The sequence below is a fragment of the Streptomyces sp. NPDC048612 genome, assembly GCF_043199295.1.
Taxonomy (GTDB): Bacteria; Actinomycetota; Actinomycetes; order Streptomycetales; family Streptomycetaceae; genus Streptomyces.
This window is the reverse complement of the sequence record NZ_JBICVV010000007.1, coordinates 246,414-268,268: the sequence shown is the minus strand read 5'-3', so window position 1 is coordinate 268,268 and position 21,855 is coordinate 246,414. Positions and strand designations below refer to the sequence as shown.

The 21,855-nt window shown below is 73.3% G+C and carries 20 protein-coding genes; 18 read left to right on the top strand and 2 right to left on the bottom strand.

Going from position 1 to position 21,855, the window contains the following annotated elements; genetic code table 11:
- Positions 1–34 precede the first annotated feature (34 nt).
- The 8 genes from ACGFN2_RS14210 (at position 35) to ACGFN2_RS14175 (ending at position 8,590) form a co-directional block, all read left to right on the top strand.
- On the top strand, positions 35–1,144 hold the full coding sequence (locus ACGFN2_RS14210; RefSeq protein ID WP_393360172.1) for a quinone-dependent dihydroorotate dehydrogenase: 1,110 nt from the start codon (positions 35–37) through the stop codon (positions 1,142–1,144).
- Positions 1,141–1,998 (top strand): orotidine-5'-phosphate decarboxylase, encoded by an 858-nt coding sequence (pyrF, locus tag ACGFN2_RS14205; RefSeq protein WP_393360170.1) that lies wholly within the window; start codon positions 1,141–1,143, stop codon positions 1,996–1,998. Before ACGFN2_RS14210 ends, pyrF begins: the two co-directional genes overlap by 4 nt.
- A gap of 215 nt (positions 1,999–2,213) precedes the next feature.
- On the top strand, positions 2,214–2,537 hold the full coding sequence (locus ACGFN2_RS14200; RefSeq protein WP_006607450.1) for an integration host factor: 324 nt from the start codon (positions 2,214–2,216) through the stop codon (positions 2,535–2,537).
- Positions 2,538–2,575: 38 nt separating this feature from the next.
- Positions 2,576–3,196, top strand: a complete 621-nt coding sequence (gene gmk, locus ACGFN2_RS14195; protein WP_393360168.1) for a guanylate kinase — start codon at positions 2,576–2,578, stop codon at positions 3,194–3,196.
- 71 nt (positions 3,197–3,267) lie between these two features.
- A complete protein-coding gene (gene rpoZ / locus ACGFN2_RS14190) occupies positions 3,268–3,540 on the top strand; it encodes a DNA-directed RNA polymerase subunit omega (protein WP_005319902.1) in 273 nt (90 codons plus the stop codon).
- A 101-nt stretch (positions 3,541–3,641) separates the two neighbouring features.
- Positions 3,642–4,877, top strand: a complete 1,236-nt coding sequence (gene coaBC, locus ACGFN2_RS14185; protein ID WP_362602351.1) for a bifunctional phosphopantothenoylcysteine decarboxylase/phosphopantothenate--cysteine ligase CoaBC — start codon at positions 3,642–3,644, stop codon at positions 4,875–4,877.
- Positions 4,878–5,129: 252 nt separating this feature from the next.
- Complete coding sequence (gene metK / locus ACGFN2_RS14180; RefSeq protein ID WP_362602353.1) at positions 5,130–6,338, top strand: methionine adenosyltransferase; 1,209 nt, start codon at positions 5,130–5,132, stop codon at positions 6,336–6,338.
- A 113-nt stretch (positions 6,339–6,451) separates the two neighbouring features.
- A complete protein-coding gene (locus ACGFN2_RS14175) occupies positions 6,452–8,590 on the top strand; it encodes a primosomal protein N' (RefSeq protein ID WP_393360165.1) in 2,139 nt (712 codons plus the stop codon).
- Positions 8,591–8,732: 142 nt separating this feature from the next.
- Here the strand turns inward: ACGFN2_RS14175 and ACGFN2_RS14170 are convergent, their stop codons facing one another.
- Complete coding sequence (locus ACGFN2_RS14170; protein WP_362602359.1) at positions 8,733–9,287, bottom strand: hypothetical protein; 555 nt, start codon at positions 9,285–9,287, stop codon at positions 8,733–8,735.
- Positions 9,288–9,535: 248 nt separating this feature from the next.
- Here ACGFN2_RS14170 and fmt point away from each other — a divergent pair, with 248 nt between their 5' ends.
- From fmt to ACGFN2_RS14125, 9 genes are all read left to right on the top strand, one after another.
- Entirely contained in the window at positions 9,536–10,480 is a 945-nt protein-coding gene (fmt, locus tag ACGFN2_RS14165; RefSeq protein ID WP_393360163.1) for a methionyl-tRNA formyltransferase, read from the top strand.
- A gap of 274 nt (positions 10,481–10,754) precedes the next feature.
- Positions 10,755–12,188: a transcription antitermination factor NusB gene (locus tag ACGFN2_RS14160; RefSeq protein WP_362602364.1), complete on the top strand. Its 1,434-nt coding sequence runs from the start codon at positions 10,755–10,757 to the stop codon at positions 12,186–12,188.
- A 158-nt stretch (positions 12,189–12,346) separates the two neighbouring features.
- Positions 12,347–13,030, top strand: coding sequence for a ribulose-phosphate 3-epimerase (gene rpe, locus ACGFN2_RS14155; RefSeq protein WP_362602367.1), 684 nt, complete (start codon positions 12,347–12,349; stop codon positions 13,028–13,030).
- A 216-nt stretch (positions 13,031–13,246) separates the two neighbouring features.
- Entirely contained in the window at positions 13,247–14,263 is a 1,017-nt protein-coding gene (locus ACGFN2_RS14150; protein ID WP_362602370.1) for a sugar-binding domain-containing protein, read from the top strand.
- Positions 14,264–14,383: 120 nt separating this feature from the next.
- Positions 14,384–14,851, top strand: coding sequence for a ribonuclease domain-containing protein (locus ACGFN2_RS14145; protein ID WP_362602373.1), 468 nt, complete (start codon positions 14,384–14,386; stop codon positions 14,849–14,851).
- Complete coding sequence (locus ACGFN2_RS14140) at positions 14,848–15,303, top strand: barstar family protein (protein ID WP_362602376.1); 456 nt, start codon at positions 14,848–14,850, stop codon at positions 15,301–15,303. Before ACGFN2_RS14145 ends, ACGFN2_RS14140 begins: the two co-directional genes overlap by 4 nt.
- Positions 15,304–15,469: 166 nt before the next feature.
- The gene (locus ACGFN2_RS14135; RefSeq protein ID WP_362602379.1) at positions 15,470–16,933 is read left to right on the top strand and encodes a GuaB1 family IMP dehydrogenase-related protein; all 1,464 of its coding nucleotides are present in this window, start codon (positions 15,470–15,472) and stop codon (positions 16,931–16,933) included.
- Positions 16,934–17,315: 382 nt separating this feature from the next.
- On the top strand, positions 17,316–18,782 hold the full coding sequence (locus tag ACGFN2_RS14130) for an amino acid permease (protein WP_393360159.1): 1,467 nt from the start codon (positions 17,316–17,318) through the stop codon (positions 18,780–18,782).
- Between the two features lie 10 nt (positions 18,783–18,792).
- A complete protein-coding gene (locus tag ACGFN2_RS14125; RefSeq protein ID WP_362602384.1) occupies positions 18,793–19,248 on the top strand; it encodes an Lrp/AsnC family transcriptional regulator in 456 nt (151 codons plus the stop codon).
- Positions 19,249–19,282: 34 nt separating this feature from the next.
- On the opposite strand, the gene ACGFN2_RS14120 is transcribed toward ACGFN2_RS14125, so the two are convergent.
- Complete coding sequence (locus tag ACGFN2_RS14120) at positions 19,283–20,731, bottom strand: MFS transporter (protein ID WP_393360157.1); 1,449 nt, start codon at positions 20,729–20,731, stop codon at positions 19,283–19,285.
- Positions 20,732–20,785: 54 nt separating this feature from the next.
- Between ACGFN2_RS14120 and ACGFN2_RS14115 the strand changes: the two genes are divergently transcribed.
- A complete protein-coding gene (locus tag ACGFN2_RS14115) occupies positions 20,786–21,721 on the top strand; it encodes a LysR family transcriptional regulator (protein ID WP_362602390.1) in 936 nt (311 codons plus the stop codon).
- Positions 21,722–21,855 lie beyond the last annotated feature (134 nt).

The window sequence follows — 21,855 nt, the reverse complement described above, 5'->3', positions numbered from 1 at the left end:
GCCCCCTCCTCAGCGCGGAAGGCCCCACCCGACGATGTACCGCCTCTTCTTCCAACTGATCTTCCGGCGTATGGACCCCGAGAAGGCCCACCACCTGGCCTTCCGCTGGATTCAGCTGGCCGTGCGCGTCCCCGTGCTGCGCACCTTCCTCGCGGCCGCGCTCGCGCCCCGCCACAAGGAGCTGCGCACCGAGGCCCTGGGCCGCCGGATGCACGGCCCCTTCGGCCTGGCTGCCGGCTTCGACAAGAACGCCGTCGCCATCGACGGGATGACCATGCTCGGCTTCGACCACGTCGAGATCGGCACGGTCACCGCCCAGCCGCAGCCGGGCAACCCCAGGAAGCGCCTCTTCCGGCTCGTCCCGGACCGCGCGCTGATCAACCGGATGGGCTTCAACAACGACGGCTCCGCCTCCGTCGCGGCCCGCCTCGCCGCCCGCAACCCGGTCTTCCCCACCACCGTCGGCGTCAACATCGGCAAGACCAAGGTCGTCCCGGAGGCCGAGGCCACCGCCGACTACGTCACCTCCACCGAGCGGCTCGCCCCGCACGCCGACTACCTGGTCGTCAACGTCTCCTCCCCGAACACCCCGGGGCTGCGCAACCTCCAGGCCGTCGACCACCTGCGGCCGCTGCTGACCGCGGTCCGCGAGGCCGCCGACCGCGCGGTCACCGACCGCCGGGTCCCGCTGCTGGTCAAGATCGCCCCGGACCTCGCCGACGCGGACGTGGACGCGGTCGCCGACCTCGCCGTCGAACTCGGCCTGGACGGGATCATCGCCACCAACACCACCATCGCCCGCGAGGGCCTCGGGCTGACCTCCGCCCCCGAGCTGGTCGCCGAGACCGGCGGCCTGTCCGGCGCGCCCGTCAAGCAGCGCTCCCTGGAGGTGCTGCGCCGCCTCTACGCCCGGGTCGGCGACACGATCACCCTCATCGGGGTCGGCGGCATCGAGGACGCCGAGGACGCCTGGCAGCGCATCCTCGCCGGCGCCACCCTCGTACAGGGCTACAGCGCCTTCATTTACCAGGGCCCGTTCTGGTGCCGCGCGATCCACAAGGGGCTGGCCGCCCGGCTGCGCAACAGCCCCTACGCCACCCTCGCCGACGCCGTCGGCGCCGAGCACAAGAAGGTGACCGCATGACCCGGGACGCCGCCCAGCCGTCGGCCACCCCCTTCGGGGCCCGCCTCCGCCAGGCCATGGACACCCGCGGCCCGCTCTGCGTCGGCATCGACCCGCATGCCTCGCTGCTGGCCGACTGGGGCCTGAACGACGATGTCGCGGGCCTGGCGCGGTTCACCCGGACCGTGGTGGAGGCCCTCGGCGAGACGGTCGCCGTCTTCAAGCCGCAGTCCGCGTTCTTCGAGCGCTTCGGCTCGCGCGGCCTGGCCGTCCTGGAGACCGCCGTCGTCGAGGCGCGCGAGCGCGGTGCCCTGGTCCTGATGGACGCCAAGCGCGGCGACATCGGCTCCACCATGACCGCCTACGCCGAGACCTTCCTGCGCCCGGACTCCCCGCTGTTCTCGGACGCGCTGACGGTCTCCCCGTACCTCGGCTACGGCTCGCTGCGGCCCGCCGCCGACCTGGCCCGCGAGAACGGCGCCGGACTCTTCGTCCTCGCGCTCACCTCCAACCCGGAGGGCGCGGAGGTCCAGCGGGCGGTGCGCGAGGACGGCCGTACCCTCGCGGCGACGATGCTCGGCCATCTTGCGGCCGAAAACGCCGGTGCCGAGCCGCTGGGCTCCTTCGGCGCGGTCGTCGGCGCCACCCTCGGTGATCTCTCCTCGTTCGACCTGGCGATCAACGGCCCGCTGCTCGCCCCCGGCATCGGCGCGCAGGGCGCCACCCCCGCCGACCTGCCGAAGGTCTTCGGGAACGCCGTACACAACGTCGTCCCGAGCGTCAGCCGGGGGGTGCTGCGGCACGGTCCGGACGCCGCGGCGCTGCGAGCTGCGGCGGACCGCTTCGCCGGCGAAGTGCGCACCGCGCTCGCCTAGAAGCGGAAAGTCGGGGACTTTGGTCCCGAAATGTCCTGGTCAGCTGAGTCTGACCAGGACTTTTCGTCTGTTCTCGCTGACTCCGGCGCCCTCTGCCGCTAGTCTCCGTCGAGAGCACTGCACGTAAGCGCGTTGCTCGTTGCTCCGCACATGCGGGGTGACTAGGTTCCACACTGGTCCGTATCCGACAGTTCGACATCCGAGGTGACGTAGGCGTGGCTCTTCCGCCCCTTACCCCTGAACAGCGCGCAGCCGCGCTCGAGAAGGCCGCCGCGGCTCGCCGGGAGCGCGCCGAGGTCAAGAATCGGCTCAAGCACTCCGGTGCTTCCCTCCATGAGGTCATCAAGCAGGGCCAGGAGAACGACGTCATCGGCAAGATGAAGGTCTCCGCCCTGCTGGAGTCCCTGCCGGGCGTCGGCAAGGTCCGCGCCAAGCAGATCATGGAGCGGCTCGGCATCTCCGAAAGCCGCCGTGTCCGGGGTCTTGGCTCCAACCAGATCGCGTCGCTGGAGCGCGAGTTCGGCAGCACCGCTTCCTGAGTTTTCCGGCATCACCGGGAAGCTGGAATAATCGCTGCATGAGTTCTGCAGTCTCCCGGGGGACGACCCCCGAGCCCCCGGCCAGACAACCGCGACTGACCGTGCTCTCCGGCCCCTCCGGGGTCGGCAAGAGCACGGTCGTCGCGCATATGCGCAAGGTCCACCCCGAGGTCTGGCTCTCGGTTTCGGCCACCACCCGCAAGCCGCGCCCCGGGGAGCGGCACGGCGTCCACTACTTCTTCGTGGAGGACGAGGAGTTCGACAAGCTCATCGCCAACGGTGAGCTGCTCGAATGGGCCGAGTTCGCGGGCAACCGCTACGGCACCCCCCGCAAGGCGGTGCTGGACCGTCTGGAGGCCGGGGAGCCGGTCCTGCTGGAGATCGACCTGCAGGGCGCCCGTCAGGTCCGCGCGTCCATGGCGGAGGCCGAGCTGGTCTTCCTGGCCCCGCCGAGCTGGGACGAGCTGGTCCGCCGGCTCACCGGCCGGGGCACGGAGGCGCCGGAGGTCATCGAGCGCCGGCTGGCCGCCGCCAGGATCGAGCTGGCGGCGGAGAAGGAGTTCGATGTGACGCTTGTCAACACCTCCGTCGAGGACGTCAGCCGCGAGCTGCTAGCCTTGATGCTGCATCGATCCGAGGACCGGAACTCCAGCGGCTGACCGCGCAGCTCCCCGGATCGGCCGAGACTTTTCGTTCCACCCCCGCTCCATCCCCCTTCGGAAGGTAGAGAGTGTCCTCTTCCATCACCGCACCCGAGGGCATCATCAACCCGCCCATTGATGAGCTTCTCGAGGCCACCGATTCGAAGTACAGCCTGGTGATCTACGCCGCCAAGCGTGCGCGCCAGATCAACGCGTACTACTCGCAGCTCGGCGAGGGCCTGCTCGAGTACGTGGGCCCCCTCGTGGACACCCACGTCCACGAGAAGCCCCTCTCCATCGCGCTCCGCGAGATCAACGCGGGTCTGCTGACCTCCGAGGCCATCGAGGGCCCCGCCCAGTAAGCAGCGCAATGCGGTACCCAAGGGCCCGGCGGAGCACCCGCCGGGCCCTTGGTGTGTCATAGGGGCATACGTAGGGACCTAGGCCGGGGAGCGGCGGAGCGATGGACAAGCGCGAGCGGGAGCGGCCCAGGGTCGTCCTGGGGGTCAGCGGCGGGATCGCCGCCTACAAGGCGTGTGAGCTGCTGCGGCGGCTGACCGAGTCCGGGCACGACGTACGGGTGGTGCCGACCGCTTCGGCGCTGCACTTCGTGGGGGAGGCCACCTGGTCGGCGCTGTCCGGCAACCCGGCGGGCACCGAGGTCTGGGAGTCCGTCCACGAGGTCCCGCACGTCCGCATCGGCCAGGCAGCCGACCTCGTCGTGGTCGCCCCGGCCACCGCCGACCTGCTGGCCAAGGCCGCCCACGGCCTCGCCGACGATCTGCTCACCAACACCCTGCTCACCGCCCGCTGCCCGGTGATCTTCGCCCCGGCGATGCACACCGAGATGTGGGAGAACCCCGCCACCCAGGAGAACGTCGCCACCCTGCGCCGCCGGGGCGCGCTGGTCATCGACCCCGCGGTCGGCCGGCTGACCGGCGTCGACACCGGCAAGGGCCGTTTCCCCGACCCGGCCGAGATCTTCGACTTCTGCCGCCGGGTGCTGGCCCGTGGCGCGCGGGCGGCGGAGCAGGATCTCGCCGGGCGCCATGTCGTGATCAGCGCGGGCGGCACCCGTGAGCCGCTGGACCCCGTCCGCTACCTGGGCAACCGCTCCTCCGGCAAGCAGGGCTACGCGCTGGCCCGTACCGCGGCGGCCCGCGGCGCCCGGGTCACCCTGGTCGCCGGGAACACCGAGCTGCCCGATCCGGCCGGCGTCGACGTGCTCCACATCGGGACCGCCCGGCAGCTCCACGAGGCCGTGGTGAAGGCCGCAGCGGATGCCGACGCCGTGGTCATGGCCGCCGCGGTCGCCGACTTCCGCCCGGCCGCCTACGCCACCGGCAAGATCAAGAAGGTCGAGGGCCAGGAGCCGGAACCCATCGCCTTGGTACGAAATCCGGACATCCTCGCCGAGCTCTCCGCCGAGCGGGCCGTCCCGGGTCAGCTCGTCGTCGGCTTCGCCGCGGAGACCGACGAGGTGCTCGCCAACGGCCGCGCCAAGCTCGCCCGCAAGGGCTGTGACCTGCTGGTCGTCAACGAGGTCGGGGAGCACAAGGCCTTCGGCTCCGCGGAGAACGAGGCGGTGATCCTCGCGGCCGACGGAACCGAGACCCCGGTGCCCTACGGGCCCAAGGAAACCCTGGCCGAGACGGTCTGGGACCTGGTCGCACCGCGCCTGGCCGAGACTCGTCGCTGACGCGTCGCACCGGCCCCGGAATCACTCCGTCAGCCCTACAAAATCGGGCATGTCCCCTTGACCCGGCCCATTCTCAAGGTGATCGTCCTACCGTAAGCCGCGGTGTCCCAGGTCACGGGGGGTCCATAAATCGAGACCGCGTGTCCGAACGCCGCATCCGACCGATAAACTGGCGAGTGGATCGGGCCGAGCGCAGCTCTCGGCCCTTCCGCCAATGATCAGCCAGCAGCCGCTGCAACCCCAGGGAGCGATGTGTCCCGCCGCCTTTTCACCTCGGAATCCGTCACCGAGGGACACCCTGACAAGATCGCTGACCAGATCAGCGACACCATTCTCGACGCTCTCCTCAAGGAAGACCCGACTTCCCGGGTCGCCGTGGAGACGTTGATCACCACCGGCCTGGTGCACGTGGCCGGCGAGGTGACGACGAAGGCGTACGCCGACATCCCCAACCTCGTCCGCAACAAGATCCTGGACATCGGGTACGACTCGTCCAAGAAGGGCTTCGACGGCGCCTCCTGCGGCGTCTCGGTGTCCATCGGCGCGCAGTCCCCGGACATCGCCCAGGGCGTCGACACCGCGTACGAGAACCGCGTCGAGGGCGACGACGACGAGCTGGACAAGCAGGGCGCCGGCGACCAGGGCCTGATGTTCGGCTACGCCTGCGACGAGACGCCGGAGCTGATGCCGCTCCCGATCAACCTCGCGCACCGGCTCTCCCGCCGCCTCTCCGAGGTCCGCAAGAACGGCACCATCCCCTACCTCCGCCCCGACGGCAAGACCCAGGTCACCATCGAGTACGACGGCCACAAGGCCGTCCGCCTCGACACCGTCGTGGTCTCCTCGCAGCACGCCAGCGACATCGACCTGGACTCGCTGCTCGCGCCCGACATCCGTGAGTTCGTCGTGGAGCACGTCCTCAACCAGCTGGTCGAGGACGGCATCAAGCTGGACACGGACGGCTACCGTCTGCTGGTCAACCCGACCGGGCGGTTCGAGATCGGCGGCCCCATGGGTGACGCCGGCCTGACCGGCCGCAAGATCATCATTGACACCTACGGCGGTATGTCCCGCCACGGTGGCGGCGCCTTCTCCGGCAAGGACCCGTCCAAGGTCGACCGCTCGGCCGCCTACGCCATGCGCTGGGTCGCCAAGAACGTCGTCGCGGCCGGCCTCGCGGCCCGCTGTGAGGTCCAGGTCGCCTACGCCATCGGCAAGGCCGAGCCGGTCGGTCTCTTCGTCGAGACCTTCGGCACCGCCACGGTCGACACGGACAAGATCGAGCAGGCCATCGGCGAGGTCTTCGACCTCCGCCCGGCGGCCATCATCCGCGACCTCGACCTGCTCCGTCCCATCTACGCGCAGACCGCCGCCTACGGCCACTTCGGCCGTGAGCTGGAGGACTTCACCTGGGAGCGCACGGACCGGGTGGAGGCCCTGAAGAAGGCCGCGGGGCTGTAAGTCCCGTCGCGCCCGTGTGACCTGCCACGGCCCCGGACCGCTCGCCGGTCCGGGGCCGTCGGTTGTCCACAGCCCGCCCGGCACTGTCCGTGCGGTCTGCTAAGACTGATGCTGTGAGCAGGGAGAACGGGCGACCGGACGCGGGGGCGTCGGATGCGGGCGAGCAGTTGGCCCTCATCCGGGAGACCGTGCGGGAGACCAAGACGGAGCGGGCGAAGCCGCGGACCTGGCGGGGGGCCGAGCCGGCGGCCGAGCTGCCGGTGGCGCGGGTGCTGGTCGACAAGGGGCTGGTGCACCTCGACCGGTATTTCGACTACGCGGTACCGGCGGCGATGGATCACGAGGCGCAGCCCGGGGTCCGGGTGCGGGTGCGCTTCGGGGCGGGGGAGAAGGGCGGCCGGCGCGAGGGCGGCAAGCTGGTCAGCGGATTCATCGTGGAGCGGGTCGCGGAGAGCGACTACCGGGGCGTGCTCGCCCCGATCGCGCAGGTGCTCTCCCCCGAGCGGGTGCTGACGCCCGAGCTGCTGGGGCTCTGCCGGTCGGTCGCCGACCGCTATGCCGGGACGCTCGCCGATGTGGTGCAGCTGGCCGTGCCACCCCGCCGGGCGCGCGCGGAGGCCAAGCCCTCGCCGGAGCCCCTGCCTCCCAACCCGCCGCCGGAGCCGGGGAGTTGGGAGCGCTACGGGGCGGGCGCCGGATTTCTGACGGCGCTGGCCCAGGGGGAAGCGCCGCGGGCGGTGTGGACGGCGCTGCCCGGGGCGACCTGGCCGAAGGAGCTGGCGCGGGCGGTGGCCGCGACGCTTTCGGGCGGGCGCGGTGCGCTGGTGGTGGTGCCGGACGGGCGGGCCGCGGCGCGGGTGGACGCGGCGCTCGGCGAGCTGATCGGCGCGGACCGCCATGTGCTGCTGACCGCCGACGCCGGGCCGGAGGAGCGCTACCGCCGCTGGCTGGCGGTCAGCCGGGGCGCGGTGCGCGCCGTGGTCGGGACCCGTGCGGCGATGTTCGCGCCGGTCGCCGGTCTGGGCCTGGTCGCCCTCTGGGACGACGGGGACGCCAGCCACAGCGATCCGCACGCCCCGCAGCCGCATGCCCGTGAGGTCCTCATCCAGCGCGCGGTCCATGAGCGCGCCGGATTCCTGCTGGGCGGGCTGAGCTGCACGGTCGAGGCGGCCCAGCTGGTCGAGACGGGCTGGGCCCGCCCGCTGATCGCCGACCGCGCCCAGGTGCGGGCCGCGGCGCCCCTGGTGCGTACGGTCGGCGACGGTGACGAGGCCCGGGACGCCGCCGCGCGGGCCGCCCGGCTGCCGACGATGGCCTGGCAGCTGGTGCGGGAGGGCCTGCAGCACGGCCCGGTGCTCATCCAGGTCCCGCGCCGGGGATACGCGCCCCGGCTGGCGTGCGAGCGCTGCCGTACCCCCGCGCGCTGCCGGGCCTGCGCGGGCCCGCTGGAGTCGCAGGACGCCGGCGAGCTGTGCTGCGGGTGGTGCGGCCGGCCGGAGCCGGACTGGCACTGCTCCGAGTGCGGCGGTGCGCGGCTGCGGGCCCAGATCGTGGGGGCGCGGCGGACGGCGGAGGAGCTGGGCCGGGTGTTCCCGGCGGTGCCGGTGCGGACCTCGGGGCGGGACCATGTGCTGGCCACGGTGCCCGGTGTCCCCGCGCTGGTGGTGAGCACCCCAGGGGCGGAGCCGGTGGCCGAGGGCGGCGGCTATGCGGCGGCCCTGCTGCTGGACGGCTGGGCGCTGCTCGGGCGGCCGGATCTGCGGGCGGGGGAGGAGGCGCTGCGCCGCTGGCTGGGCGCCGCCGCGCTGGTCCGCGGACAGGCCGAGGGCGGCACGGTCGCGGTGATCGCCGAGCCGACGCTGCGGCCGGTGCAGGCGCTGGTCCGCTGGGACCCGGTCGGCCACGCGGTCCGTGAGCTGGCCGAGCGGGCCGAGCTCGGCTTCCCGCCGGTGTCGCGGATGGCCTCCGTGGCGGGCCGCACCGAGGACGTCACGGAGCTGCTGCGTTCCGCCGGACTCCCCGCGGGCGCCGAGGTGTTGGGCCCCGTCCCGCTCCCGGTCCCGGACCCCGCGCGCCCGCGCCGGCCGGGCGATCCGCCGCCGGGCGAGCAGTGGGAGCGCGCGCTGGTGCGGGTCCGCCCGGGTCAGGGCGCGGCCCTCGCCGCCGCTCTCAAGGCGGCCCGCGCGGCCCGGCTGGTGAAGCGGGAGGGGGAGGCCGTACGGGTCCGGATCGATCCGCCGGACCTGGGGTGAGGTATCGCCGGGGCGGAGCGGCGCCAGGAGAGGGCCGCGGTGCCGGTGCTTCCGCGGACATGGCGCCGCCCCGGGACCAGGTCGGCGTCCCGGGGCGTTGGCGAGCGGCGTGGGGGCGAAGGCGCCCGGTGTCGCGGGTGGTTCAGCCGTTGCGGGGGCCGGGGAAGGCGCCCGGCCGGGCCGGTTCGTCGCGGGTGGCGGCGGAGGGCTGGGCGGGCATGGACCGGGCGGCGGGGACGGCCGCGGAGCCGGGCAGTCCCGCGGCCACGGTGACCGCGCGGGTCGCGGAGGTCTCGGCCGAACGCACCGCAGGTTCGGCCCCGTTGTCCTCCGTGGCGGGCTGGGCGGTGGCTCTGCGGGAGCCGTAACGGCGGTGTACCGCTTGTTTGGTGACGCCGAGCGCCGAGCCCACCGCGTCCCACGAGAAGCCCAGCGAACGGTCGAAGTCGACCGCGGCCGTGACGAGGGTTTCGACGCTGTCGCGCAGTTCCTGGGCGAGGCGCACCGTCGGAGCGGGCGCGCGTCCGTAGACGACGAAGCCCGCGGAGGGGCCCGTGCGCCGCGGCCGGTAGACGTTGCCGAGCTGAGCGGTCAGCGTGCGCAGTGCGTCCACCTGCCGGCGCACCCGCTCGATGTCCCGCACCAGGAGATGCAGGCTGGCGCGCGCCTGGGCGTCGTGGGTTGCGTGGTCGGCCATGAGCAAGCCTCTCGAACCGGCGTGGAATAGGAAGGATGACAGCGAGCGGGCCGCCGAAACGGCCCGGTCGGGTCAATGCTGTTTGACCAACGCGACAGCAGCGGCTCTGGTCACGGTATGGGGGCGTGCGAGCTTCCGTACGAGGCGCGGGAAATGGTGTACGCCCCCTGGATGCACCGCCTGTGACCCGGGGCGGACCCATAGACTGGTGTGTCGTTCCGCTGCGTGTGAGAGGTAGTTCACCACCCATGAGGCTTGTCTTCGCCGGCACCCCCGAGGTCGCCGTACCCGCCCTCGATGCCCTGATCGCCTCCGACCGGCACGAGGTCGTGGCCGTGGTGACCCGGCCCGACGCCCCCGCCGGACGCGGCCGGAAGCTGGTCGCCAGCCCCGTCGCGGAGCGCGCGGAGGAGGCGGGGATCGAGGTGCTCAAGCCCGCGAAGCCGCGCGGGGAGGACTTCCTGGCCCGGCTGCGGGAGATCGCGCCGGACTGCTGCCCGGTGGTCGCCTACGGTGCGCTGCTGCCGAAGACCGCGCTCGACATCCCCGCCAAGGGGTGGGTCAATCTGCACTTCTCGCTGCTGCCCGCCTGGCGGGGCGCGGCGCCGGTGCAGCACGCGGTGCTCGCCGGGGACGAGGTGACCGGCGCCTCGACCTTCCAGATCGAGACCGGCCTGGACTCCGGCCCGGTCTTCGGGGTGCTGACCGAGGAGGTCCGGTCCACGGACACCAGCGGCGACCTGCTCACCCGGCTGGCGTTCGCCGGTTCCGGACTGCTGGTGGCGACGATGGACGGCATCGAGGACGGCACCCTGCAGGCCGTGCCGCAGCCGGCCGAGGGCGTCACGCTCGCCCCGAAGATCGAGGTCGAGGACGCGAAGGTGGACTGGGCGACGCCCGCGCTGCGGGTCGACCGGGTGATCCGCGGCTGCGCGCCCGCGCCCGGCGCCTGGACGGTCTTCCGCGGTGAGCGCCTCAAGCTGATGTCGGCCGTTCCCGCCACGGACCACGCGGAGTTGGGCCTGGCACCCGGCGAACTCGCCGTCACGAAGAAGGCGGTGCATGTCGGCACCGGCAGCCACCCGGTGGAACTCGTCTGGGTCCAGCCGCAGGGCAAGAAGCCGATGAAGGCGGCGGACTGGGCGCGCGGGGTGCGGATCGAGGGCGGGGAGCGGCTGGGGGACAGGCCGTAGGGGGCGGGCGAACACATCCCGTAGGGGTTGCAGGCGCCCCCTGCGGGGCCACAACGTGACGGGGGCGGGCCGGTATTCCCGAGGGGCGGCTGCCCGCGCCTGCCGCGCCGCCCTCGCCGGCCGCCCGCACCGGCTGCCCACGCCTGCCGCCCGTGTCGCCGCCCGCGCCTGCCGCCCGCGCCGCCCGCTGCCCCGTCCCTCCCCCAGGGGCGCCGCTGCCGGGCCCGCGTAGGCTGGGAGGGACCCCTCATCTCGTATCCGGAGCACCTTTTCTGTGAGTCAGCAGCCGCGCCGTCGCCCCAGCAAGCCCCATCGCCGCCCGCAGAAGGACCCGGTCAGGATTCTCGCGTTCGAGGCGCTGCGGGCCGTCGACGAGCGCGACGCCTACGCGAACTTGGTCCTGCCGCCGCTGCTGCGCAAGGCGCGTGAGCGCGGTGACTTCGACTCCCGGGACGCCGCGCTGGCGACGGAGCTGGTCTACGGCTCGCTGCGCCGGCAGGGGACGTACGACGCGATCATCGCGCAGTGCGTGGACCGGCCGCTGCGGGAGGTGGACCCGCCGGTCCTGGACGTGCTGACCCTCGGGGCGCATCAGCTGCTCGGTACCCGCATCCCGACGCACGCCGCGGTGAGCGCCAGCGTCGAGCTGGCGCGGGTGGTGCTGGGCGACGGCCGGGCGAAGTTCGTCAACGCGGTGCTCCGCAAGGTCGCGGCCCATGACCTGGACGGCTGGCTGGAGCGGGTCGCCCCGGAGTACGACGAGGACCCCGAGGACCACCTCGGCATCGTGCACGCCCACCCCCGCTGGATCGTCTCGGCCCTGTGGGACGCGCTCGGCGGCGGCCGGGCCGGCATCGAGGACCTGCTGGACGCGGACAACGAACGCCCCGAGGTGACCCTGGTGGCCCGGCCCGGCCGGAGCACCACCGAGGAACTGGTGGCGGCGGCCGGCGAGGAGAGCACGCTCCCCGGGCGGTGGTCCCCGTACGCGGTGCGGCTCGCCGAAGGCGGGGAGCCGGGCGCGCTGGACCCGGTCCGCGAGGGGCGCGCCGGGGTGCAGGACGAGGGCAGCCAGCTCGTCGCCCTCGCGCTGGCCAACGCGCCCGTCGAGGGCGACGACCGCGCCTGGCTCGACGGCTGCGCCGGCCCCGGCGGCAAGGCGGCGCTGCTGGCGGCGCTCGCCGCGCAGCGCGGCGCCGCCCTGCTGGCGTCGGAGAAGCAGCCGCACCGCGCCCGGCTGGTGTCCCGGGCCCTGGAGGGCAACCCCGGCCCGTACGCGGTCATCGCCGCCGACGGCACCCGCCCGGCCTGGCGGCCCGGCTCCTTCGACCGGGTGCTGGTGGACGTGCCCTGCACCGGCCTGGGCGCGCTGCGCCGCCGCCCCGAGGCGCGCTGGCGGCGCCGCCCGGAGGACCTGGACGGCTTCGCCCCGCTCCAGCGCGGGCTGCTGCGGGAGGCGCTCGCGGCGGTCCGGGTCGGCGGTGTCGTCGGCTATGCGACCTGCTCGCCGCACCCGGCCGAGACCCGCGCCGTGGTGGACGACGTGATCAAGGGACGCGGCGGTGAGCCGGTCGAGGTGGAGTGGATCGACGCCCGCCCGCTGATGCCCGGAGTACCGGCACTGGGCGACGGCCCGGACGTCCAGCTGTGGCCGCATCTGCACGGCACGGACGCGATGTACCTGGCCCTGCTGCGCCGGACGGGCTGAGGGGCGGGCTGGCGGCCGGGCGCCGCTGCCCAAGCTCGGGGGCCCGTCCTCGGCGCGGTGCGGCAGCCGCCCTGTAGGAGAGGGGGCGCGCACCCCGCCCGCGCCCCCGCGCCCGTCCCCCCTCCGTCGGTCCCCGGGCCGCACGCCATACTGGGGGCATGGCCTTGATCAACCCCAGCATCCTGTCCGCCGACTTCGCCCGGCTCGCCGAGGAGGCGAAGGCCGTGGAGGGCGCCGACTGGCTGCACGTCGACGTCATGGACAACCACTTCGTCCCGAACCTCACCCTCGGGGTGCCGGTCGTCGAGTCGCTGAGCAGGGCGACGGACACCCCGCTCGACCTGCATCTGATGATCGAGGACCCGGACCGCTGGGCGCCGCAGTACATCGAGGCCGGGGCCGGTTCCGTGACCTTTCATGTGGAGGCGGCGGCAGCGCCCGTACGGCTGGCGCGGGAGATCCGGGCCAAGGGGGCGCGGGCGTCGATGGCGCTGAAGCCGGCCACGCCGATCGAGCCGTACGAGGACCTGCTGCCCGAGCTGGACATGCTGCTGATCATGACCGTGGAGCCGGGCTTCGGCGGCCAGGCGTTCCTGGACATCATGCTGCCGAAGATCCGCCGTACCCGTGAGCTGATCTCCCGGCACGGTCTGGAGCTGGCGCTCCAGGTGGACGGCGGGGTCTCGGCGGAGACCATCGAGCGGTGCGCGGAGGCGGGCGCCGACGTGTTCGTGGCGGGCTCCGCGGTGTACGGCGCGGACGATCCGGCCAAGGCGGTACGGGACCTGCGGGAAAAGGCCGAGACGGCGACCGCGGCGGCGGGCTGGGGCTGCGCGCACTGAATTTCGGAAGGGGGCACGGGCGGCCCGGCATATTCCGGCCAGGGGAATTTCCCCGCGGTGCGGTGCCGCCTCTTGCCCGTGGCGCAACCGAGCGTTCACGAGGGTCGGGGCGCCCATGGTCCCCGTTGCCCCCGGGTTTCTGAAAGGATGAGCAAAGACTCGATCAGATGCGCAAAAGGGGAGAATTTCGTGGTAGCCAGCCGCCCACAGTCGGGAATGGGCCCCGCCGAGCTGGTGCAGGCCGCGGCCATGGCCCGCCGTTTCTATCTTGAGGGCAAGTCGAAGATTCAGATCGCGGAGGAATTCGGCGTCAGCCGGTTCAAGGTCGCGCGGGTGCTGGAGACGGCGCTGGAACGTGATCTCGTACGGATCGAGATCCGGGTGCCCTCCGAACTGGACGCCGAACGCTCCGACGCGCTGCGGGCCCGCTACGGCCTGCGGCACGCGGTGGTCGTCGAGTCGCCCGCCGACGCTCCCCCCGCCTTCGGCGGCCAGACCCCGCCGGAGGACGCCGCCGACCCCGAGAACCTCGGCGAGGTCGCGGCCGACCTGCTGGGCGAGCTGGTCACCGAGGGCGATGTGCTGGGGCTGGCCTGGGGCCGGTCGACCATCCACATGGCCGCCGCGCTGCACCGCCTCCCGCCGTGCACCGTCGTGCAGTTGACCGGTGTCTACGACGCGGGGACCGCCGACCGCGGCTCCGTCGAGGCGGTGCGCCGTGCGGCCGACGTCGCCGGGGGCGAGGCGCACCCGATCTACGCGCCGATGCTGCTGCCCGACTCGGCGACGGCCGAGGCGCTGCGCCGCCAGACCGGCATCGCCCGCGCGTTCGACTACTTCGACAAGGTCACCGTCGCCTGCGTCTCCATCGGCTCCTGGGAGCCGGGCGTCTCGACCGTCTACGACATGCTCAGCGAGCAGGAGCGGGAGCACTACGCCTCGCTGGGCGCCGCCGCCGAGATGTCGGCGCACCTCTTCGACGCCGAGGGGCGGCGGATCGGCCGGGACCTCGGCGAGCGGTGCATCACGGTCGAGGCGGACCGGCTGCGCCGTATCCCGGAGGTCGTCGCCATCGCGGGCGGCGGGCGCAAGGCCGCCGCGATCGGTGCGGTGCTGCGTTCCGGGCTGGTGACGAGCCTGGTCACGGACACCGCGGCGGCCGACCATCTGCTGCTGGAGACCGGCCCGGGGCCGCGCCCCGCACTGGACCGGGCGGACCCTGACGGGGCGTGACGTACGCCGGAGCCCGGCGGGGCGGAGCGGCCGGGGAACACCGGCGCCGCACCGCCCGGGGCACCCCCGGGGCGCGGCCATCGACGAGCAGCCCGCGCGGGCCTGTGACAGCATCGGCGCATGGTGATCCGCTTCTCCCCGCGCTCTGCCGCCGCCCTCGTCGGCGCGCTGCTGGCCGGGCTGCTCCTGGTGCTGACCGGGTGTTCCACAAGCGGTGGCGGCGACGGGAGTTCGGCCGGAGCGCCGCGGTCCACCGCCACCGCCGTCGGCGGCTCGCCGCGTGCCTCCGGCGTACCGGACTGGGCGCAGGGCATGCCGGTCGTCCCGGTCGGCGAGCTGCCCTCCCAGGCACGGGACACGCTGCGGCTCATCGACGCCGGCGGGCCCTTCCCGTACTCCCAGGACGGCACGGTCTTCGGCAACCGCGAGCGGCTGCTGCCCCGTCAGCCGCGCGGCTACTACCACGAGTACACGGTCCCCACCCCCGGCGCACCGGACCGCGGCGCCCGCCGCCTGGTCACCGGCGAGGGCCAGGAGACGTACTACACCAACGATCACTACCGGTCCTTCAAGGCGGTGCTGCGATGACGGCTCCCGTGCCCCGGCCCCTCGCGGCGGTCCTCGACGGCAGCACGCCGCCGGGGGTGCTGCCCTGGCCCGCGGAGCGCTCGGTGGCGGACGCGCTGGCCGCGGCCCGGGACGCCGGCTGGACCGGCGCCTCCCTGGACCTCGACGAGGTCGCCGACAAGGCCGCCTTCATGGACCGCTGCGCCCGCGCGCTGCGGCTGCCGGACTGGTTCGGCCGTAACTGGGACGCGCTCGACGACTGCCTCACCGATCTGTCCTGGTGCCCCGCCGACCGCGGCCGGCTGCTCGTGGTGACGGGCTGGCAGGGCTACGCGGCCGCGGCGCCCGACGAGTGGAGCATCGTCGAGGGGGTGCTGGCGGACGCGGTGGGCTATTGGCGGGACACCGCCACCGGACTGGCCGTGATCATGGCCAGGGGGCGGGCCCGGCAGAGCGCGGAACGGCGGCCGTAGCGGGCCCGACCAGCCACGATGCCGCGCGGTCCGCCGCTCGCGCGAAGGGCCGGGGCGCGGCGCGGACACCACCGGCGGCGCTGGGCCCCTTGGGGGATCGCACACACCGTCCACAGGGCGCTCGGACAATCACATGACCCCTGGTCAGGGCCCGTATCCTGGCCATATGCGATTCCTGAACCCGAAGAACGGCGCGCTCGAAGAGAGTTCTTCGGTGCCCTACGACCTGACCTACGACGACGTGTTCATGGTGCCCGGCCGCTCCGCCGTCGGCTCCCGCCAGGGCGTGGACCTGTCCTCGCACGACGGGACCGGGACCACCATCCCGCTCGTGGTCGCCAACATGACGGCGATCGCCGGCCGCCGGATGGCCGAGACGGTGGCCCGCCGCGGTGGCCTGGTCGTCATCCCTCAGGACATCCCGCTCGATGTCGTCACCGACGTCGTGACCTGGATAAAGCGCCGCCATCTGGTCCTGGACACGCCGATCGTGCTGTCCCCGGTCGCGACGGTGGCCGACGCGCTGGCGCTGCTGCCCAAGCGGGCGCACGGCGCGGGCATCGTCGTCGAGGGCGGCCGTCCGGTCGGCGTCGTCACCGAGCACGACCTGGCCGGGGTGGACCGCTTCACGCAGGTGGCCGAGGTCATGTCCAAGGACCTGCTGGTCCTGGACGCGGACATCGACCCGCGGGAGGCCTTCAACCGCCTCGACGCCGCCAACCGCAAGCTCGCGCCCGCGGTCGACGCGGACGGCATGCTGGTCGGCATCCTCACCCGTAAGGGCGCGCTCCGCGCCACCCTGTACACCCCCGCCACGGACGCCGACGGCAAGCTGCGGATCGCGGCCGCCGTCGGCATCAACGGCGATGTGGCCGGGCGGGCCAAGGCCCTGCTGGCGGCCGGTGTGGACACCCTCGTGGTGGACACCGCGCACGGCCACCAGGAGTCGATGATCAGCGCGATCAAGGCGGTCCGGGCGCTGGACCCGCAGGTCCCGATCGTGGCGGGCAACATCGTCGCCGCCGAGGGCGTCCGCGACCTGATCGAGGCCGGCGCGGACATCATCAAGGTCGGTGTCGGACCGGGCGCGATGTGCACCACCCGGATGATGACCGGGGTCGGCCGGCCGCAGTTCTCCGCGGTGCTGGAGTGTGCCGCCGAGGCCAGGAAGTTCGGCAAGCACGTCTGGGCGGACGGCGGTGTCCGCCACCCCCGCGATGTCGCCATGGCACTGGCCGCGGGCGCGTCCAACGTCATGGTCGGCTCGTGGTTCGCCGGCACCCTCGAATCGCCCGGTGACCTCCAGCACACCGCCGACGGCCGGCCGTACAAGGAGAGCTTCGGCATGGCCTCCGCCCGTGCGGTGCGCAACCGCACCAGCGACGAGTCGGCCTACGACCGGGCCCGCAAGGCGCTCTTCGAGGAGGGCATCTCCACCTCGCGGATGTTCGTCGACCAGGCGCGCCCCGGCGTCGAGGACCTGATCGACTCGATCATCGCGGGCGTCCGCAGCTCCTGCACCTACGCGGGTGCGGCCTCCCTGGCGGAGTTCGCCGAGAAGGCCGTGGTCGGTGTGCAGAGCGCCGCCGGCTACGCCGAGGGCAAGCCGCTGCACGACAGCTGGAACTGACCCGCCACGGGGCCGCTCGCCGGTCCCGGAACCGCCGCCCGAACGGCCCCGCACCCACCCGGTGCGGGGCCGTTCGGGTAAGTGGAACCCGGGGCCCCGGTCGGTGTCACCCGGCTGGAACCCGTACGATCGGAACTTGGCGCGCAACGAACGACCGCCCGCAGCGCCGGTGCGCAACATTCGTGCACTGTTGCGCAAGGAACCTGCATTACGGCAGGTCAGCGGCGGGCCGTAAGGTCAAGCGCTGTACGTGGAGTGGCGGAGTCCGTCTGCTCGGCGGTCTCCTGCTGCGGGCTGCTTCGGCATGCCCTTGTACCGACCGCTGCCGGTCACCGCCATCCGTACCGTCATTCTGATCGGCAGCGATAAAGGAGCCACCCCAGTGTTGGAGCACGGCGCAGCCCCGCCCGCAGGGGACAGCGAGCCCCCCTCGTCAGGGGGCATGGCCACTCGGCTGATGCGGCGCAAGCCCGTCGAGCGGCTGGTCGCCGAGGGCGGCAAGGGGCAGGGGGGAACGCTCCGCCGCTCGATGGGCATGTGGCAGCTGACCATGATCAGCATCGGGGCCACGCTCGGCACCGGCATCTTCGTGGTCCTCGGCGAGGCCGTCCCGGACGCCGGGCCCGCGGTCATCCTCGCCTTCGTGCTCGCCGGTGTCACCGCCCTGTTCTCCGCACTGTCCTACGCGGAGCTGGCCGGCAGCATCCCGGTCTCCGGATCGTCGTACTCCTACGCCTACGCCACCCTCGGTGAGCTGGTCGCCTGGGTCTGCGGCTGGTGCCTGATCCTGGAGTACGGCGTCTCGGTCGCGGCCGTCGCCGTGGGCTGGGGCCAGTACCTCAACGAGCTGCTCAACGGCGTCTTCGGCTTCACCATCCCGGCCGCGCTGTCCCAGCCGCCCGGCGACGGCGGCATCTTCAACCTGCCGGCCCTGCTGGTCGTGCTGCTCGCGATGGTGTTCCTGCTGGGCGGCGCCAAGGAGAGCGCCCGGGCCAACACGATCATGGTCGTCGTCAAGATCGCCGCGCTGCTGCTGTTCTGCGGCGTCGCCGTCCAGGGCGTGCGCTCCGGCAACTACGAGAACTTCTTCCCGATGGGCATGGCGGGCGTCAGCGCCGCCGGCGCCACCCTGTTCTTCTCGTACATCGGCTTCGACGCCGCCTCCACCGCCGGTGAGGAGGCCAAGAACCCGCAGCGCGACCTGCCGCGCGCGATCATGCTCTCGCTGGTGATCGTCACAGCGCTGTACTGCCTGGTCGCGGCGATCGCCGTGGGCGCGATGCCCTGGAAGAAGTTCGAGGGCTCGGAGGCCGCGCTCGCCGGGATCATGAAGGCGGTCACCGGCCAGAGCTGGTGGGCCGTGCTGCTCGCCTTCGGCGCGGTCGTCGCCATCGCCAGCGTCGTGCTGACCGTGCTCTACGGCCAGACCCGCATCCTGTTCGCGATGTCCCGGGACGGGCTGGTGCCGAAGGTGTTCTCCAAGGTGCACCCGAAGACCGGTGCGCCGCGCGCCAACACCGTGATCGTCTCGCTGTTCTGCGGTGTGCTCGCCGCCGCGGTTCCGCTCGGCGAGCTGGCCGACGCCACCAGCATCGGCACCCTGTTCGCCTTCGCGCTGGTCAACATCGCGGTGATCGTGCTGCGCCGCACCCGGCCCGACATGCCGCGCAGCTTCCGCACCCCGCTCTCGCCGCTCTTCCCGGCGATCGGCTTCCTGCTGTGCCTCTACATGATGGGCAGCCTCGGCGCCGTGACCTGGGTGGTCTTCGGTGTCTGGATGGTCGTGGGCCTTGTGGTCTACTTCGGATACGGCATGCGCCGCTCCCGATTGGCCACCGCAGAGAAGTGATCCACCCGCAGTGCGACTGAACGACCTCGACGAACGCATCGTCCACGCCCTCGCCGCGGACGCCCGCCGCAGCTACGCCGACATCGGCCAGGAGGTCGGGCTGTCCGCACCGGCCGTCAAACGCCGGGTGGACCGGCTGCGGGCGGACGGTGCGATCACCGGATTCACCGTACGGGTCGACCCGGCCGCGCTCGGCTGGGAGACCGAGGGGTTCATCGAGATCTACTGCCGCCGCAACACCTCGCCCGAGGCGATCCACCGCGGCCTGTCGCGCTACCCGGAAGTGGCGTCCGCCTCCACCGTCACCGGTGAGGCGGACGCCGTCGTCCAGGTCTTCGCCTCCGACATGCGGCACTTCGAGCGGGTGCTGGAGCGGATCGCGGGCGAGCCGTTCGTGGAACGGACCAAGTCCGTGCTGGTCCTCTCGCCGCTGCTGCGGCGCTACAGCTCGGGGGCGCCGGGCTGACGGCCCCGCACACCCGGGGCCTGCGGGGCCCGGCTCAGGACCCGCTCCGCCCGGCCCGCGCACCGGTCCGCAGCCCCCACACCACGGCGCAGCCCACCACCAGCACCACCCCCGCCGCGATCCGGTAGCCCAGCGCCGTGGCCTCGGTGAACGCGGCGGCCGTGGCGGCACCGTGCCCGGTGCCCGAGGCGAAGCGCACCGACAGCACGGTGCCCACCACGGCGATCCCCAGCGCCGCGCCCAACTCCCGTGCCGCGCCCTGGAGTCCCGACCCCATCCCGGAGCGGTGCGCCGGTACGGACGCCACGACCGCCTGCGAGAGCGTCGGCGTCGCCAGCCCCGCACCGGCCGCCATCACCAGGAGAAACACCAGGTAGCAGAGGTAGGGGGTACCGGCGTCCGCGGTGGCGAGCAGCAGCAGACCGGCCGCGACCAGCGCCAGTCCCGTACCGGCCGTCCTGGCCTCACCGGCGCGCCGTGCCCAGCGCAGGCCGTACCGCGTCACCGCCATCATCCCGAGGGCCAGCGGCGCGATCGCACAGCCCGTCCGGAGCGGCGAGTACGCCTTCACGTACTGCAGGAACTGGGCGTTGACGTAGAAGAGCGCGAACATCCCGAAGAAGGTGACGGCGATGCCCAGGCTGCCGGCGAGCAGCCTCGGCAGCCGGAACAGCCGGGGGTCCAGCACCGGGTGCGCGGCCCGCCGCCCGTGCCGTACGAACAGCGCGAACACCACCAGCGCCAGGGCGAAGGCGCCGGTCACCGGGGCCGAGGACCAGCCCCGCCCCGGGCCCTCGATGACGCCGAAGAGCAGCGCCGCCGCCCCCAGGACCAGCAGCGCCGAACCCGGCAGATCGAGCGCCGCGGTCTGCCGGGGAACCCGGGGCGCGGCCGCCGCCACCCAGGCCAGCAGGCCCAGGCCGAGCGGCACGTACACCCAGAACAGCCCCTGCCACGGCAGGAACTGCAGAATCAGCGCGCCGCCCGCGTTGCCCGCCAGCCCGCCGATGCCGATAGCCGTGCTCCAGGCGGCGACGGCCCCGGCCCGGCGGTCGGGCGGTGCGGTGTGCAGCAGCACGGCCATGGTCGCGGGGACCAGCAGGGCGGCGCCCGCGCCGGAGAGCGCCCGGCCCGCCAGCAGCACCGGCAGGGTGGTCGCCGGCGCGCTCAGCAGCGCGCCCGCGGCGAACACACCGAGCCCGGTGAGCAGCACCCCCTTGCGGCCCACCCGGTCCCCGAGCGCACCCGCCGGGATCAACAGCCCCGCGAAGACCAGCACATAGGTGTCGACGATCCACAACAGCTCGGCGGGGGAGGGGTGCAGAGCACCGGCGGCGATCTTGGGTATCGCGAGATTCATCGCGGCCACCAGCGACTGCGCCACCAGCACACAGGCACACATCGCGGCCGTCACCGAGCGCGGACGGGCCCGGATGCCGACGGGCGCGGGCGGGGACTTCGGAAGGGAAGCGGTGGAGGTCATGGGCGGGACGCTAAGGTCCCTTGCAGTTGACCTCAAATGCAAGGTGTGCACTCCATGATTGCGCGAAACGCAAACATCGACCTCAACCTGCTGACGGCACTGGACGCCCTGCTCGAAGAGCAGAGTGTGACCGCGGCCGCCGACCGGCTCGGGCTCTCCGGACCGGCCATGAGCCGCGCCCTCGGCCGAATCCGCCGCACCACCGGAGACCCCGTCCTGGTGCGCGCCGGCCGCCACATGGTGCCCACCCCGCGCGCCCTGGAAATCCGGGCCGAGGTGCGGCGGCTGGTGGCGGCGGCACACGGCGTGCTGGCCCCGTCCGCGCCGGCCGACCCGGCCCAGCTGGCCCGGGTGTTCACCATCAACGCCAACGACCTCTTCGTCACCGCCGTCGGTCCGCGCCTCGTCGCCCGCGCCGCCCGGGAAGCACCGCAGGTCGTGCTGCGCTTCCTCGGCGAGAGCCATATCGATGTGCCGCTGCTGCGCGACGGCGCAGCGGACCTGGAACTCGGCGTCATCGACAGCCCCGAACCGGAGATCCGCCGGGAGGAGCTGTTCACCGACCGGAGCGTCGCCGTGGTGCGCGAGGGCCATCCGCTGACCACCGGGACACTCACCGTGCGCCGCTTCGCCGACGCCGCGCACCTCAACTTCTCCCGCCGCGGCCGGCTGACCGGGCCCGTCGACGCGGCACTCGCGGCACACGGACTGCGGCGCCGGGTGATCGCCACCGTCCCGACCTTCGCCGCCTCGCTGATGATGGTCCGTGACAGCGACGCGGTGGGCCTGGCCAACGAGCGGGCCGGGGCGGCGACGGTCCGCGGCCTGGGCCTGCGCACGCTGCCGATCCCGCTCGAACTGCCGCCGATGGAGCTGGAGATGGCCTGGCATCCGCGCCAGGACGCCGACGCGGGGCACCGCTGGCTGCGCGGACTGGTGCGGGAGACGGTGCTGGACTCCGTACGGGACGCGCCGCCCGGCGAGGAGTGACCGCCCCGGCCGCCGATCCCGACGGCCGGTCAGTCCTCCCCGGAGGGCCCGTGCACCGCGTCGAAATCCTCCATGAAGCGGGTGAACGGCCGGGCGAACGCGGCGCGTTCGGCGGCCGGCCGGTTTCGGGTCAC

Excerpts from the sequence above, each read along its gene's own strand:
- ACGFN2_RS14210 (WP_393360172.1), top strand. The coding sequence starts at position 35 with ATGTACCGCCTCTTCTTCCAACTGATCTTCCGGCGTATGGACCCCGAG.
- pyrF (WP_393360170.1), top strand. The coding sequence starts at position 1,141 with ATGACCCGGGACGCCGCCCAGCCGTCGGCCACCCCCTTCGGGGCCCGC.
- gmk (WP_393360168.1), top strand. The coding sequence starts at position 2,576 with ATGAGTTCTGCAGTCTCCCGGGGGACGACCCCCGAGCCCCCGGCCAGA.
- coaBC (WP_362602351.1), top strand. The coding sequence starts at position 3,642 with ATGGACAAGCGCGAGCGGGAGCGGCCCAGGGTCGTCCTGGGGGTCAGC.
- ACGFN2_RS14170 (WP_362602359.1), bottom strand. The coding sequence starts at position 9,287 with ATGGCCGACCACGCAACCCACGACGCCCAGGCGCGCGCCAGCCTGCAT.
- fmt (WP_393360163.1), top strand. The coding sequence starts at position 9,536 with ATGAGGCTTGTCTTCGCCGGCACCCCCGAGGTCGCCGTACCCGCCCTC.
- rpe (WP_362602367.1), top strand. The coding sequence starts at position 12,347 with ATGGCCTTGATCAACCCCAGCATCCTGTCCGCCGACTTCGCCCGGCTC.
- ACGFN2_RS14150 (WP_362602370.1), top strand. The coding sequence starts at position 13,247 with ATGGGCCCCGCCGAGCTGGTGCAGGCCGCGGCCATGGCCCGCCGTTTC.
- ACGFN2_RS14145 (WP_362602373.1), top strand. The coding sequence starts at position 14,384 with ATGGTGATCCGCTTCTCCCCGCGCTCTGCCGCCGCCCTCGTCGGCGCG.
- ACGFN2_RS14140 (WP_362602376.1), top strand. The coding sequence starts at position 14,848 with ATGACGGCTCCCGTGCCCCGGCCCCTCGCGGCGGTCCTCGACGGCAGC.
- ACGFN2_RS14135 (WP_362602379.1), top strand. The coding sequence starts at position 15,470 with ATGCGATTCCTGAACCCGAAGAACGGCGCGCTCGAAGAGAGTTCTTCG.
- ACGFN2_RS14120 (WP_393360157.1), bottom strand. The coding sequence starts at position 20,731 with ATGACCTCCACCGCTTCCCTTCCGAAGTCCCCGCCCGCGCCCGTCGGC.
- ACGFN2_RS14115 (WP_362602390.1), top strand. The coding sequence starts at position 20,786 with ATGATTGCGCGAAACGCAAACATCGACCTCAACCTGCTGACGGCACTG.